Annotated in this window: 14 protein-coding genes; 11 read left to right on the top strand and 3 right to left on the bottom strand. The window is 67.2% G+C overall.

Annotated features, from left to right (window positions below):
- The first annotated feature begins 24 nt into the window (after positions 1-24).
- From F0U60_RS01735 to F0U60_RS01710, 6 genes are all read left to right on the top strand, one after another.
- Complete coding sequence (locus F0U60_RS01735; RefSeq protein WP_395813232.1) at positions 25-930, top strand: Dyp-type peroxidase; 906 nt, start codon at positions 25-27, stop codon at positions 928-930.
- Positions 905-1,264, top strand: coding sequence for a hypothetical protein (locus tag F0U60_RS01730; RefSeq protein WP_395813230.1), 360 nt, complete (start codon positions 905-907; stop codon positions 1,262-1,264). Before F0U60_RS01735 ends, F0U60_RS01730 begins: the two co-directional genes overlap by 26 nt.
- A 74-nt stretch (positions 1,265-1,338) precedes the next feature.
- Positions 1,339-1,653 (top strand): hypothetical protein, encoded by a 315-nt coding sequence (locus F0U60_RS01725; protein ID WP_395813228.1) that lies wholly within the window; start codon positions 1,339-1,341, stop codon positions 1,651-1,653.
- Positions 1,650-3,002, top strand: coding sequence for a sensor histidine kinase (locus F0U60_RS01720; RefSeq protein WP_395813226.1), 1,353 nt, complete (start codon positions 1,650-1,652; stop codon positions 3,000-3,002). Before F0U60_RS01725 ends, F0U60_RS01720 begins: the two co-directional genes overlap by 4 nt.
- Positions 2,999-3,727 (top strand): hypothetical protein, encoded by a 729-nt coding sequence (locus F0U60_RS01715; protein ID WP_395813224.1) that lies wholly within the window; start codon positions 2,999-3,001, stop codon positions 3,725-3,727. The genes F0U60_RS01720 and F0U60_RS01715 overlap by 4 nt, the downstream gene beginning before the upstream one ends.
- Positions 3,728-3,805: 78 nt before the next feature.
- Positions 3,806-4,264, top strand: a complete 459-nt coding sequence (locus F0U60_RS01710; RefSeq protein ID WP_395813222.1) for a hypothetical protein — start codon at positions 3,806-3,808, stop codon at positions 4,262-4,264.
- Between the two features lie 19 nt (positions 4,265-4,283).
- Here the strand turns inward: F0U60_RS01710 and F0U60_RS01705 are convergent, their stop codons facing one another.
- Positions 4,284-4,997: an alpha/beta hydrolase gene (locus F0U60_RS01705; RefSeq protein ID WP_395813220.1), complete on the bottom strand. Its 714-nt coding sequence runs from the start codon at positions 4,995-4,997 to the stop codon at positions 4,284-4,286.
- 352 nt (positions 4,998-5,349) lie between these two features.
- On the opposite strand from F0U60_RS01705, the gene F0U60_RS01700 reads away from it, so the two are divergent.
- The 3 genes from F0U60_RS01700 to F0U60_RS01690 all read left to right on the top strand — a co-directional run bounded on the left by F0U60_RS01700 (position 5,350) and on the right by F0U60_RS01690 (position 8,145).
- On the top strand, positions 5,350-6,489 hold the full coding sequence (locus F0U60_RS01700; RefSeq protein WP_395813218.1) for a Gfo/Idh/MocA family protein: 1,140 nt from the start codon (positions 5,350-5,352) through the stop codon (positions 6,487-6,489).
- Between the two features lie 141 nt (positions 6,490-6,630).
- Positions 6,631-7,389, top strand: coding sequence for a hypothetical protein (locus F0U60_RS01695; protein WP_395813216.1), 759 nt, complete (start codon positions 6,631-6,633; stop codon positions 7,387-7,389).
- Between the two features lie 198 nt (positions 7,390-7,587).
- Positions 7,588-8,145 (top strand): Uma2 family endonuclease, encoded by a 558-nt coding sequence (locus tag F0U60_RS01690; protein ID WP_395813214.1) that lies wholly within the window; start codon positions 7,588-7,590, stop codon positions 8,143-8,145.
- A 25-nt stretch (positions 8,146-8,170) separates the two neighbouring features.
- Here the strand turns inward: F0U60_RS01690 and F0U60_RS01685 are convergent, their stop codons facing one another.
- Both F0U60_RS01685 and F0U60_RS01680 read right to left on the bottom strand, forming a co-directional pair.
- Positions 8,171-8,662, bottom strand: coding sequence for a hypothetical protein (locus F0U60_RS01685; RefSeq protein WP_395813212.1), 492 nt, complete (start codon positions 8,660-8,662; stop codon positions 8,171-8,173).
- A 118-nt stretch (positions 8,663-8,780) separates the two neighbouring features.
- Positions 8,781-10,313, bottom strand: a complete 1,533-nt coding sequence (locus tag F0U60_RS01680) for a S8 family serine peptidase (protein ID WP_395813210.1) — start codon at positions 10,311-10,313, stop codon at positions 8,781-8,783.
- Positions 10,314-11,088: 775 nt separating this feature from the next.
- Between F0U60_RS01680 and F0U60_RS01675 the strand changes: the two genes are divergently transcribed.
- The gene (locus tag F0U60_RS01675) at positions 11,089-12,201 is read left to right on the top strand and encodes a hypothetical protein (protein ID WP_395813208.1); all 1,113 of its coding nucleotides are present in this window, start codon (positions 11,089-11,091) and stop codon (positions 12,199-12,201) included.
- Between the two features lie 23 nt (positions 12,202-12,224).
- Positions 12,225-13,190 (top strand): HEAT repeat domain-containing protein, encoded by a 966-nt coding sequence (locus tag F0U60_RS01670; protein WP_395813206.1) that lies wholly within the window; start codon positions 12,225-12,227, stop codon positions 13,188-13,190.
- Positions 13,191-13,217: the final 27 nt, after the last annotated feature.

Below are 13,217 nucleotides of genomic sequence, written 5' to 3'. Positions count from 1 at the left end.
GCGCGACGGTGGGGGGATACAGCGATGATGCCGCAGGAAGGGATCTTCCACTCGCCCGGCGCGTTCAGTGGCGTGGCCGTGCTCCGGCTCACCCGGAACGCGGCCCTTCCGCAGTTGCGGGAGGTCGTCTCCTCCATCCACGAGGAGCTGAGCACGACACAGGGGCTGCGCCTGGTGCTCGGCCTGGAGCCCGCGCTGCTCCCCGAGGCCCCCACGAGCCCCGTGCTACTACCTCGGGAGGGGCCCACGGCGCGCTTTCCCTCCAGCCAGGCTCACGTGCTCGTCCAGGTGTCCGCGAACGAGCGAGAGCTGCTGCTGTTCGCCCTGCGGCGTGTCCTCGCGCTCTCCAAGGGCGTGCTCTACCTCGAGGAGGAGCTGCTCGGCGGCCGTATTGGCGAGGGGAGGGAGCCCTTCGGCTTCCGTGATGGACTGGCGAGGCCCACCCGAGATCAGGTGCGGCGCACGGCCCTCGTGCCCTCGGGTCCGCTGGCAGGCGCCTCCTGGCTGCTCTACCTGCGCTTCCAGCAGAACCTGGATCTCTTCAGTCGCCTCAAGCCGCAGGCCCAGGAGCGCGTCGTGGGCCGCACCCGCGAAGGCGAGCTCGTCGTGGATGCACCCGCCGAAGCCCACATCCACCGAGCGCGTGCCTCCGGCGCTGGGGAGAACCAGCTCCTCATCCGCCGCGGCTTTCCCTTCCGACATGCAGGCGAGGAGGGGCTGGCCTTCCTGGCCGCCGCCGCGGACCCGGACAGCTACCGGCGCTCGCTGGATGCGCTGCTGGGCACCGATGGCCAGACGCCAGACGCCCTGCTCCGCTACGCCACCGCCGTGGGAGGCGGCCTCTACCTCGCACCGCCTCGTGGCTGGTTCCACTGCTCCGCCTTACAGGAGAGGAGGCCGTCACATGAAGGTATTGGTACTGGACTGTGATGCGCGGGTATCCCGCGGGCTGGAGCGCACCCTTCAGGTGCTCGGCCACGAGGTGCGCTGCCCCACCTCCGCCGCCGAGGCGCGCGCCCTCCTCCAGCAGGACCCGGCCGTGGACATCATCCTCGCGGCCCAGCACCTGGATGCGGGCGAGCGAGGCACCGAGTTCCTGCGCTGGGTCGAGCACAACGCTCCTCGCGCGCGGCGCGTGCTCATCTCAGGCACGCACTGCCCTCCGGACTTCGTCGAGGAGCCCGGCAGGCAGTGGTTCCAGGCCAAGCCCTTCGGACGCCGGGAGCTGGAGGCCCTGCTGACCCGGTCCAGTCCGAGCCCCTGAGCAGAGTGTGCCCCCTTGCCCCCCCTTCACGCAGACAACAGTCCAGCCGTCCAGCTGGCGGAGGAACCGCAGCAATGAGCTACAACGACATCCGAGGACCCCGCGTGGTGGGGTTGTCCGTGGCCTCTTCTCTCAACGAGTACATGATGCGCATCCAGGAACTGGGCGCCGTGGAGGGCCCTGACGGGGCGATGGACATCAGCCCCGAGGTGAAGCCGATATTGGAGGCCCTCCACCAGGTGCTCTCCGGCGGCACGGTGGAGGTGAAGGTCGTCCACCGAGGCAATCCTGATATCGTCAACGAGCTGAACCGCCGCGTGCAGCAGGTGGGGCAAGAGGCGAACGCCATCAACAAGGCGGCGGGCTTCTATCTGACTGCGACCCTATGAGCCTCCTCGTCCGCTGGCGCCGACTCGTTCACGAGTCCTTCAAACATTGGGTGCGCTCGCAGGACACCCACGAGGTGTTGGCCGCATCGTCGCTGCGGGCCTGGCTGCTCTCCGCGCTCATCATGCCGGCAGTGCTGGCACTGGCGACCTGGGCCCCGGGGGCAGAGCGCTTCTTCGGCCTGCCCTTCGTCAAGGCACTGGCATGTCTGGCGCCCTCCATGGCGCTGGGCGTCGGCTTCGCCCTGCTGCACCGGGGCCGGCAGCGCATTGAGACCTGGGGCTGGCTGTACCTGCTGACGGGCACGGCCGCCCTCCAGTTCTCGCTGGCGGCGCTGATGTCCCTGGCGGTGATGCCCGGAGCCATGGTGTTCGCGGCGGTGCTGCTCTTCGTCGCGGGCTACTACGGCCGGCTGCACCGCGTGGCCCCCAGCCAGCCCTTCGTGGCGCTGGGCTCCGTGGTGGCGCTGGGCCTGGCGGCGCTGATGGCCCGGACGGATGATCACCTGGCGCTCTTCGCCGTCATGGGGCCGCTGGCCATCATCCTGGAGATGTACACGGGCGCCTTCGCCTTGAAGCATGATCAGGCCCGCGCCGAGGCCGAGCAGCTGCGCGCCGCCGTGCAGGCGCAAATCCTGGAGCAGCAGGAGCGCGACGTGGGCCGGCTGTCCCAGGCGATGGTTCAAATCCTCGGCTACAACCACGACATCAACAACACGTTGATGAGCGTGAGCGCGGCGGCAGACATGCTCTCGGTCATGGGGGTGCAGCGCAACACGCTGCCGCGCGCTGAGTTCGAGGAACTGGTGCGCGAGCTCAACGAGGGCCTCGCACGCATCCGCGAGATGGTGATTGAGATCCGCCAGAAGGGGCGGCGCTCCGTGAATAGCGAGCCGGAGAACGTGCACGTCGTGCCCGTGCTGGAGTCGGTGCGCACCAGCCTCGGGTGGCGCTTCCCGGACGTGAACATCCAGGTGAAGGTGGAGGACCAGGCCTCGCACGCGCTGGTGCGTGGGGGCGTCACCACGCTGCGGCGAGTGGTGGAGAACCTGGTGCTCAACGCGTGCGAGGGCGATGGCAAACAGGGTGCCGCGACGGTGAACATCCTCGCGCGCACCGAGCCGTACAGCGGACGGTTGGAGCTGCTCATCGCGGACGACGGGCCGGGCTTTCCCCCGGACAAGCTGCGGGCCCCCATCGAGGGCCTGTCCACCACCAAGCCAAACGGTACGGGCCTGGGCCTCTACACCTCCGAATGCCTCATCCGCGCCAGCGGGGGCACACTGGAGCGCCACAACCGCATCCCGGCGGGCGCACAGCTGCGCATCCTGCTGCCGCGAGAGCTGCGATGAGCGCAGGCGCCGTCTTCCAGGAGACCCTGCGCGCGCTGCGTCGGCAGGAGCTTCCAGAGGACGCCGAGCGGGAGGTCCTTCGAGCCCTGGAGGCGGGCCGGCCCGGGCCGCTGGCCCTGCTGTACGCAGCGGGGACGGAGGCAGGGCTCGAACGCGAGGTGCTGCTGCGGCGCGCCTCGGGGCTCTTCCTCTGCTCCTGCGCGGCCAACCTCTCCGACGACCTGACAGACGGCGAGTGCACGTACCTCGCGGAGCCTCAGCGCGTGGGCCCCGGAGTGCAGTTCGCGCTGCAGTCCCTCTGCTTCGCCACGCTGGCACGAGCGGACCTGCCCGCACCGGTGCTGGCGGAGGCGGCGGGGAGGATGGTGACGGCTGCGGGACTTCAGGTGCTCGAGGTGCGCACGGCCACGTGGACGGCGCCGCGCTTCAAGCAGGTGGCCGAGGGGATCGCCGGAGCGCAGTGGGCGCTGTACCTGCGGGTGCTGTGGGAGGGCACGGCGCTGGCGGCGCGCGCGGCGGAGGTGGGACGGAACCTGGGGGTGGCGGCGCACGTGGCCGAGGACATCCGCTCGGGAGATGTGCGCTTCCACAGCATGACCGCGGAGGATCGGAGTGACGTGGTGTCCTGGGCGAGGGAGGCGGCCGAGGCCGTGCGCCAGCAAGGACTCTCATGCCTGGAAGCGGTGCTGCGCACGGTGGAGCCCGTGTTGCACCCCGCTGCGTAGGCCCGTCAGGACACCAGGCAAGCAAGTCATTTCGAGCGAGCGTTCCCATCTTCTTCCTTCAGAGCACCGGAGGAGCACATGGAGGCAGTCGAGGAGCTGAAGCTGGAGCAGGATCCCCTCGCATCCGGCCTGGGCGTGGCGCAGGGAGCCTTCTACATCGCCACCGGCGTCTGGCCCATCGTCCACCTGCGCAGCTTCGAGGCCGTGACAGGCCCCAAGCTCGAGGGCTGGCTGGTGAAGACGGTGGGGGCGCTCATCGCCGTGGTCGGCGGCACGCTGCTCGCCGCGGGCCTGCGCCGCCGCGTCACCCCCGAGCTCATGCTGCTGGCGGCAGGCAGCGCCGCCTCGCTCGCGGCGGTGGACGTCGTCTACTCGCCCCAACGCATCTCGCCCGTGTACCTGCTGGATGCGCTGGCCGAGGGCGTCCTCGTCACCGGCTGGTGCGTGGCCGCCGCGCGCGCTTGGAAGCACCGGGACGTCCAGCCTCCCGCGCCGCGCTACACCTCTCCGGAGGACGCGGCCGGCTTCCCCACGTAGCAAGGACGCTGGCGCGCACTCATGGCGCGAGGAACCAGGCCAATGCCTCGCGCGCGATGTCGTCGGGGATGGTGTGGGGCCCGTCGAATTCGCGGTAACGCACCGCATAGCCCGCCCCCTCCATGCGCGGGACGATGCGCCGGCTGCACGGGTCGATGTGCAGCACCTCGTCCTTCACCCCATGGGAGATGAAGAGCTTCGGCTCGCCCCGCCGCGCCGCTGTTTCGAGGAAGCCCGGTGAGAACGCCACCACGTGAGTGAACAGGTCCCCGTTGGTGACGCCCAGCGACAGGGCATACGACGCCCCATCCGAGAAGCCCTCGATGGCGATGCGCCCCGGATCCACCGCGTAGTGCGCGAAGACATACGCCAGCGCCTGGTCGATGAAGGCCACATCCGACCCGAACCCCTCCTCGCTGATGAGGTCCCACGTCGGCCCTCGGGACTCCGGCGCGAGCAGAAGGAGGCCCACCTCGTCCGCGAGCATCCGCCACGGGCTCAGCGCGTGGCTCGCGTTGCCTCCCGCTCCGTGCAGCATCACCACCAGGGGCATGGGCTGGCCCGCCTGGTACCCCTTGGGAACATAGAGCAACCCGTCACGCCTGCCGCCAAGGCCCAGCGACCTCAAGCCCCGCTCCGGCGCCCCCACCGAGAGCAGCTGCGGACGCGCGTGCAGCCGGCCTTCCTTCGTGTCGTCATGGAGGGCTTCCGCCCGTGTTCCCATCCTTGCCATGTCCTTCGTTTCCTTCGAGTTGCTCAATCCACACGCGAGGAGCAGCAGGGCCCCGACCCCGCCCAGGCGGGCGAACGCGGACCCACGCCCTCCCCCCATTCTACGAGTGGAGTCTGGCTTCATATCGGCACGGTCTCCGTCTGCCAGGCCGCTGCTGGCATGACCTGAACATGAGGAAACACCCGACGAGGACCTCTTCTCCCCACCTACCCTGGCTGCTTGCTCGGCGACCCTCCTTGCAGGCCAGGGCGTCCTGCCGCCGACAGGAGCGCCACTCCCTGACACAGGTGGGTTGTCGGCACACCCCGTGATGCGGAGCTTGCCGAGCCGACGTTCTCCTGGAGGAACAGCAATGGCTCGCAAGCAGGCCAAAGAGCAACGGACGCGCACGAAGAATCGCAAGGTGGGCTACGCGGTGGTGGGGCTCGGACACTTCGCGCAGGATGCGATTCTCCCCGCCTTCAAGCACGCCAAGAAAAACTCTCAATTGGTGGCGCTCGTCTCGGGAGATGCGAAAAAACACCGCGCACTGGGCAAGCGCCACGGTGTCCCCGTGTTCGACTACGACCAGCTCGACGAGTGCCTCGCCCTGCCCGAGGTGGACGCGGTCTACATCGCCCTGCCCAACGCGCTGCACGCCGAGTACGCGGTGCGCGCGGCGAGGGCCGGTGCACACGTGCTGTGCGAGAAGCCCCTCGCGCTCGACGAGCAGCAGTGCCTGGACATGATTCGCGCCGCCGAGGACAGCGACGTGAAATTGATGACTGCCTATCGGTTGCATTTCGAGTCCGCCAACCTTGGGGCGATGGAGGCGGTGCGCAAGGGGAAGATTGGAGAGCCGCGCCTGTTCAGCTCGTCCTTCAGCTTCCAAATCCAAGCCCCCAACATCCGCCTTGAACGCGAGGAGGGTGGCGGCGTGCTGTGGGACATCGGCGTCTACTGCGTCAACGCAGCGCGCTATCTCTTCCGCGCCGAGCCCGAGGAGGTCTTCGCCTTCCGCGTGAAGGGCACGGACCCGCGCTTCGCTGACACCGAGGAGGCCGTGTCCGCGGTGCTCCGCTTCCCCGAGGATCGCCTCGCCTCGTTCAACATCAGCTTCGGCGCCGCGGCCACGTCCACGTATCAGCTCGTGGGAACCAAGGGCAGCCTCCGCCTGGAGAACGCCTACGACTACAAGGGGAAGATGACCTTCGAGCTGGAGGCGAAGGGCAAGAAGAAGAAGCGCACCCTGCCCGCTCGCGACCAGATTGGCCCGGAGCTTTCGTACTTCAGTGACTGCATCCTGAAGGACGAGCAGGTCGAGCCCGACGGCTGGGAGGGCCTGGCCGACGTGCGCATCATCCGCGCGCTCTACACGTCGGCGGAGTCCGGCCGGCCGGTGCGGCTGGAGCCCTTCGAGAAGCGCCAGCGGCCCACGCAGGAGCAGGAGCAGCGCTACCCGCCCGTGGAGGCCCCCGAGCCGATTGACGCGGCTCCGCCCTCGGGAGGGTGACCGTAGCCGGGCCAACAGGAGCCGGCGGTCTCAGGGGGTGGAAGGAAGAACTCTTTGGAATGCATACTTCCGCTCGCGCGCGGCATGGTGCATCTTCCTGCCCCCCCCGCCGCCCCGCGCGGCTACATCCAGGAGCTCTGCATGCTTCGCGCGCTCACCCTGGTGAGTCTCCTGCTCTCGTTCCTCCCTGTGCAGGCACAGGAAGGTTCCACACTCACTGTAGATGCGGACACCCTGGCTCGGAGGCTGGGTGAGACGACGTGGGGCATGGAGGAGCTGCTCGCCGGCAAGGTGGAGGAGATGACCATCACCCTGCGCGTGGAGGAGCTCGACGGGGACGGCAACGTGAAGCACACCCAGGAGCGAGTGGATCGGCTCCGGGTGAAGGACGGCCAGCAGCATCGGGAAATCCTCCAGGCGCGCAAGGACGGTCAGGACGCCACCGCGGCCATGCGCAAGGACCTGGAGGAGCGCCAGCGCAAGGGCCAGGGCCGGGCGGAGTTCAACTCGGTCAACCTGCCCTTCGCGGCCTCGTACCTGGGGCAGCACCGCTTCTCACTGGCGGGGAGAGACCCGAAGGACCCCAACCGGCTGCGCCTGCGCTTCGAGCCCCGCGCCGACACGGCGCCCTCCGTGCACAAGGGCGAGGCGCTCGTGGATCCGAGCACGGGTCAGCTCATCCGCTTGAGCTACAGCCCCACGCAGCTGCCGCACATGGCGGACCGGGTGGATGTGCGCATGGACTTCCGTCCCCACCCCGCCGTGGGCCAGGTGCTCGACACCCTCCACGTGGACGCCGAGGGCGGCCTGCTCTTCTACCGCAAGCACCTGCGCATCACCGCGCGCTACTCCAACCTGGTGCCCGCCGGCGCCTCGAAGGACGCGGCCTCCGCCCCTTGAGCCGTGAAGCGGCCTGACGAGAGCAACGCCCCCCTGCTCGCCACTGCTTCTCTGCCCACCAGCCTAGGTGACTTTTCATGTTGGGTTGCTCTTGCCAACGTTTAAGGTCACCTCTAGACTGCTTGCATGGGTCATGGCGTGAGCAGCAACCCCCGGAGACTGCTTGAAGAAGCGCTTTCGACTCCCCATGCTCCAGGCATGAGTGGGTCGAAACGCAGGGCCACCTACGAGGACCTGGAGACCGTCCCTCCCAATTGTGTGGGGGAGATCGTCGATGGCGAGTTGTACGTGAGCCCCCGCCCGGCCTCGCCCCATGGACGGGCCGCCTCTCGACTCGGGATGCTGTTGGGCGGCCCCTTCGACCTGGGCGAGGATGGACCCGGAGGGTGGCTCATCGTTGACGAGCCCGAGCTGCACCTGGGAGACGACGCCTTGGTGCCAGACCTGGCGGGCTGGCGCCGGGAGCGCATGCCAGAAATGCCGCACACGGCGGCCTTCACTCTGTCCCCCGATTGGGTGTGCGAGGTGCTCTCGCCCTCCACGGCGGTGCTGGATCGGGAGAAGAAGATGAAGGCCTATGCCCGTGAAGGCGTGAGCCACTTGTGGTTGGTGGACCCCCTCCAGAAAGCGCTGGAGGTCTACCGGCTGGAGGGCCGGCGCTGGAACCGGCAAGGCCACTGGAGCGGGGGAGTCACCGTGCACGCTGAACCCTTCGCGGTGCTCCCGTTGAAGCTCGCCACGCTCTGGGAGCGGTGACGCGGGCAAAGCCACTGGGCCGCGGTCACCACCCCCAGTCGATCTTGAGCTCCGCACTGCCCAAGCACTCGGGCACGGGGACGCGCACGCCGGCATCGGCCATCAACCGTCCCTGAATCCCCTCCCACGTCGCGCAAAACGAACGCCGAGACTCCAGCTGCTCGCGGGAAAGAGCATGCGTGAAGGCAGGCTGGGCAAGTTCCCGCTCGAGAGTCGTTGCGCGTGTATGCAACTCGTTGGCGGCGCGCGCGAGAGGTCCGGCCTCCATCCGACACCGGAGCTGCGCGAATCTCTCGTAAGCGGCGTGACATTCTTCGACGTGCAACAGGAGCTGCCGCAGGGTCTCGAGCGTTTCATCCGAGAAGGCGACGCAGGCGAAGGTATTGGGCTCCGTCGCCAATTCGGTGGCCAGCTCGAGCAACTCCGCAAGCGAGGACCATGCGAGCCATACCGTACGGCTCAAGCCTTCGACACGCACGTGCACGACCCACTTCGGGCTGATGTCCTTCGCGTTCATCAAGACTCCGGGCACACGGAGGGGCTCACGGAGTCCCTATCACCGAAAAAGACAAAACCTCCCCAGGGAATGACCCAGGGAGGTCCCTTCTTCAGGAGTCAGGCGTCAGGATGCCGCGCTACCGGCAGGTGGTACTGCTCGCCCAGAGCGGACGACCGTTGGCGTCGTACACGACGAGGTTGCAGTCGTCCTGAATGAACATGAAGGCCCCTGGGCGCCCATAGGTGTTCGATGACCAGAGGGGGCTGCCCGTGCTCGAATACAGCACGAGGTTTCCATCCCCCTGCATGACGAAGGACGAAGTCGAGGTGCCCCAGGTGGTCGTCGACCAGAGCGCGCCCAGGCGGTCGTAGACGACCACGTTCCCGTCGCCCTGGTGAGCGAGCACGGCCTTGCCGTTGCAGGACGAGAGCGACTGGTCGGGCCCCAGCGCCTGGCCGGCGAACAGAGCGCCACAGGCGGTGGACGTCGGGGGACTGAAGAGCAGGCGGTTGGGCGAGCCGCTCCCCGCGTTGCTCACCCGGCCTGCCGAGGAGTTGTTGGCGAGCACCAGGTTCACCGTGCCGGGCAAGGCGCTCGGGTTGCTCTGGAGGTACAGGGCCGCCGCGCCAGCCACGTGCGGGGCTGCCATGGAGGTGCCATCCATGCTGGCCGTGCCACCGGTGTGGTAGGCCGAGGTGATGCCTACGCCCGGGGCGAAGAGGTCCACACACGTGCCGTAGTTGGACCAGGCTGGCCGGGTGTCAGAGCTGTCGGTGGCGCCCACGGTGATGGCCTCAGCCGTGCGAGCCGGGGACTTCGTGCACGCGTCGGCGTAATCATTGCCGGCGGCGACAGCATAGGTGACGCCCGCGGCGATGGAGCGGCGCACGGCATCATCCACCGCCTGGTTGCCCCCGCCGCCCAGGCTCATGTTGGCCACGGCCGGCTTGGTGTGGTTGGCCGTCACCCAGTCCACACCCGCGATGACGCCGGACCAGGAGCCCGAGCCGTTGCAGTCGAGGACGCGTACCGCGTGCAGGCGGACGCTCTTGGCTACGCCCCAGGTGGCGCCGCCCACCGTGCCGGCCACGTGCGTGCCGTGCCCATTGCAATCCGCGGCGCCGCGGCCGTCGTTGATGGAGGTGAAGTCACCCGTGGCACGGCCACCAAAGTCCGAGTGGGTGGTGAGGATGCCCGTGTCGATGATGTACGCGTGCACGCCGCTACCGGTCGTATTGTAATTGAAGACACCGTTCAGCGGCCGGTCGCGCTGGTCGATGCGGTCCAGGCCCCAGGTGGCGCCACTCTGCGAGCCGACAGCGTAGGCATAGCCATCCTCCACCACGTACGACACCTGAGGATCGGCGGCGAGCGCGCGAGCTCCGGCCTCGTTGGTCCGCACCGCGAAGCCCTGAAGCGCGTGCGAGTAGGTCTGGGTGACCTGCGCCCCATGACGGGCGGCGAGTCCCTGGGCCATCAAGGACACGCTGGAGCGGGCCACCTCGGAGTCCTTCAGCACGACGATGTACTGCCCGGCGATGGGATCTGCGGACTTCAAAAGCTTGCCTGGAATGACGGGGGCAGCGTCCTGCGCCCGGTCCGGCTCCTGAGCGCCAGCGGTCAGGGCAAAGCAAGTGAGAGACAGGACTGCGCTCTTCGTGATTCGCATGAAGACGACTCTCCTGTGTGCGTGGATCCGATCCACCGGGTGCTCCGCATCCCCCTGCCGCGCACCCAGTGGACCGGGACAGTGCGCGGTGGAGCGCCTACGTCTCGACATGCCTACGGCACTGGATGGCGGTCGACGGTATCGATGCTCCCGTTCTTAACAAGCGCTTGAGGTTCAGCCGTAAGCATTCCCCATCATAAGCACAAGGAATTCAAGAAATAAACGACTTTATCGATTTAGTGGCTCCTGCATACCTGACCATCCGGGTGCTTGAACCGTGGAGGGTCCCACCTTTCCAGGGGGTAGAATGGAGCCCATGGCCACTGCGAACGACGAGCGATTCAAGCGGCTTCACCGGGAGCAGTAGCACATGAGGACCGCCACCCTGCTGCTGTTGCGCGTAGCACTGGCCATCTGCTTCGCCTTTCCTACCGCATGTGCCTCCTCGCGGATGCAGCGGCTGGAGGACTGGGAGCGTCCACCGCCAATACAGACCCCAACGGGAACCCGACACTCAAAGCCCTCCGGAGGATTACCCCAACGGACGCGGGCATCCGCCGCGGAACACCCGCAGGCGCGGGAACCAGCAGCAGGGCCCACCTGGGCTGAGTCCACGCCCGTGCTCATCAGCCCCCTTCTCGGAGACAGACTGCGGCTCTCGTTTCCTGCCTTGGCGCTCCACCCTACGCAGGAGAAACTGAGCAGAGGAGAAATACGCTCGCTGCTCGCGGCTTTCGACTCCTTCCAGCCTCGAAACAGTCCTCGGATACGGCTGATGCTGGAGGCAAACTCGACCCGTTCGGGATTGGGACCTGCCCCATGGGAACTACGGCTGCGAGAGGACTTCTTCTCTCGTTTCGGACCCGCGCTCCTCCCCGTCCCCGAGTCCTTGGAGACGAGCCGCCTCTACGTCGCCCTCAAGCTCTCTACTCGATACATGGACGAGGGCTTCCGAGAAGCCGCCCAGGAACTCTTCAGCGCCCCAGCGTTCCTGACCAGCCTCTCGCTTTCGGTGCTGGTGTACTTCGCTGCGTGGTTAGCACCAGAGCCCCTCTTCTCCAAGGCCTTCGCAGCCGCGCTCACCGTGAGGTTATCGCTCCTGGTGGGATTGGTGGAGTTGGGCCGCCTCGCCCTGACATGCCTGCGCCTGTACGAAGAAGCCGGGTCCGCCACCACGCAGCAGGAGTTGGAAGCAGCGGCTGAGCGCTTCGGCAAATCTCTCGGAGGCACGGCGCTGCGGGTGTTGGTCGTCGTAGCCAGCCTCGGTGTGCCCCAAGTGCTCCCCAAGGTGCCCGACGGGGGCTTGTGGACCTTGTTGAGCCCACTCCGCCATGCGCCAGCGGGTGGGCCGGCGCTGGAGTCTATTACCACGGCCCAGGTGGTGGCCGACGGCTCCATTATCGTCACGGGAGTGGCCACGGGAACCTCCGCCGCGACTCTCTGCCGTGAGCTCGCCGTCTGCGCGATGATGACAGACGTGGGTAGCGCTTCAAGCGTTGGTCCAAGGCTGTCCAACCGCTATGGCAAGCCCCATACCCGTCAGAATCCGCCGCACAACGAGGCCATTGAGGAGGAACTGGCCAGACGCGAGGCCACAGGACATACCGACTTGAGGAAGAACCAACCGCAAGTCGATAACAAGACCCAGCCCGTTCTCGACGGAAGCCCGGTGAGGGGCGTCCGCTTCCGAAAACCGGATGCATCTTCGGTGCGGCCCGATGGCATCCGGCACAATACGAACTATGTGTCCAACCCTCGGGACATGAAGCGCGAGTTGGAAGCCTTCGAGTCCCTGGTCCGCGCGGACCCGAAAGCCATTCACGAGCTGTACCGGCTCGACGGAACGTTGGTCAGAAGATACGTCCCACCAGGCGTGAGCTTTCCCTAACGGGGAGCAACAGGAAACGAGCCATGGCACGCGATCTGGACGTGAAGCAGTGGCAGGCCGAACTGGTCGATGCTTGCAAATACGGGGAGGAGGCTCACGCTCACGCCCTGGTGTTGCAACCCGGCCCTCGCAAAGCCAGGGCCTTGCTGGAAGGCATGCTGGAAGACCCGGATGCGCTCGTACGGCAGGCAGCGGCCTTTGGACTGGGCGAACTGGGGGGCGCCGCCAGTGCCAGACGACTGGAGCAACAACTGCCCCTCGAGGAGTCTCGCCGGAACCATGACGGGGCCTCTGTCGTGGAGGCCATCACCCAAGCGCTGAGTCGGATTGAGGAAGCAGGCTCACGGGCAACCCTGGTGCGCAGGCTGCAACGGTTGACCCCTGGCAAGGCCACACTCTCGGAGGTCAATCCGCTGGCCCGAGCCCTGTGGCGCCGCCACCACCCCGACCTCATTCCGATTGTTCGCAAGGCAGTGGAGCAGCTCGCCTTGTCGGAGTTGAACTCCTTGCAGGGCCTGCAACTGCTCCTGGAAAAATCACCACAGGAACTCCGCGCATGGGTCCAGGACACGTCGGTGCCCGTGAAGCACAAGACGGAAGTACTCACGGTGCTCGAAGAAGAGGTGCCAGAGGCATGGGTGCCCACTCTCTCTGCGTTCATCTCCACGGCAGAGACCTTGCTCGACACAGCCGTGAGCCACAATGACGAAGCCGCGTACTATTGCGAGCGACTGCTCATTCTTCTGCTGCATCAAGAGCGAGTCATCTCAGCACTCCCCCCCGAAGTACGCACCAGGTTGCACACCGTGGCACGGAGACTGCTCGCTGCAACATCTCTCAACTGCGCCACCCGTGCGGCCAACATGCTGGCGAAGATAGGCCGTCCTGAGGATGCGGCGCTCCTGGTTGCACACCGCCCAGCGGAGCCGATTCTGGCCAAGAGCTTCGATGAGGCAGCCCACGTGCTGCGCCACATCCAGGAGGGATGAGCCTCCAGGCACGTAGACACCTCGATC

The organism is Archangium minus (assembly GCF_044360475.1).
GTDB classification, from domain to species: domain Bacteria; phylum Myxococcota; class Myxococcia; order Myxococcales; family Myxococcaceae; genus Archangium; species Archangium minus.
The sequence above is the reverse complement of the archived record's forward strand: the minus strand, read 5'-3'. Positions and strand labels throughout refer to the sequence as shown.

Excerpts from the sequence above, each read along its gene's own strand:
- F0U60_RS01735 (WP_395813232.1), top strand. The coding sequence starts at position 25 with ATGATGCCGCAGGAAGGGATCTTCCACTCGCCCGGCGCGTTCAGTGGC.
- F0U60_RS01730 (WP_395813230.1), top strand. The coding sequence starts at position 905 with ATGAAGGTATTGGTACTGGACTGTGATGCGCGGGTATCCCGCGGGCTG.
- F0U60_RS01725 (WP_395813228.1), top strand. The coding sequence starts at position 1,339 with ATGAGCTACAACGACATCCGAGGACCCCGCGTGGTGGGGTTGTCCGTG.
- F0U60_RS01720 (WP_395813226.1), top strand. The coding sequence starts at position 1,650 with ATGAGCCTCCTCGTCCGCTGGCGCCGACTCGTTCACGAGTCCTTCAAA.
- F0U60_RS01715 (WP_395813224.1), top strand. The coding sequence starts at position 2,999 with ATGAGCGCAGGCGCCGTCTTCCAGGAGACCCTGCGCGCGCTGCGTCGG.
- F0U60_RS01710 (WP_395813222.1), top strand. The coding sequence starts at position 3,806 with ATGGAGGCAGTCGAGGAGCTGAAGCTGGAGCAGGATCCCCTCGCATCC.
- F0U60_RS01705 (WP_395813220.1), bottom strand. The coding sequence starts at position 4,997 with ATGGCAAGGATGGGAACACGGGCGGAAGCCCTCCATGACGACACGAAG.
- F0U60_RS01700 (WP_395813218.1), top strand. The coding sequence starts at position 5,350 with ATGGCTCGCAAGCAGGCCAAAGAGCAACGGACGCGCACGAAGAATCGC.
- F0U60_RS01695 (WP_395813216.1), top strand. The coding sequence starts at position 6,631 with ATGCTTCGCGCGCTCACCCTGGTGAGTCTCCTGCTCTCGTTCCTCCCT.
- F0U60_RS01690 (WP_395813214.1), top strand. The coding sequence starts at position 7,588 with ATGAGTGGGTCGAAACGCAGGGCCACCTACGAGGACCTGGAGACCGTC.
- F0U60_RS01685 (WP_395813212.1), bottom strand. The coding sequence starts at position 8,662 with ATGAACGCGAAGGACATCAGCCCGAAGTGGGTCGTGCACGTGCGTGTC.
- F0U60_RS01680 (WP_395813210.1), bottom strand. The coding sequence starts at position 10,313 with ATGCGAATCACGAAGAGCGCAGTCCTGTCTCTCACTTGCTTTGCCCTG.
- F0U60_RS01675 (WP_395813208.1), top strand. The coding sequence starts at position 11,089 with ATGCTGGAGGCAAACTCGACCCGTTCGGGATTGGGACCTGCCCCATGG.
- F0U60_RS01670 (WP_395813206.1), top strand. The coding sequence starts at position 12,225 with ATGGCACGCGATCTGGACGTGAAGCAGTGGCAGGCCGAACTGGTCGAT.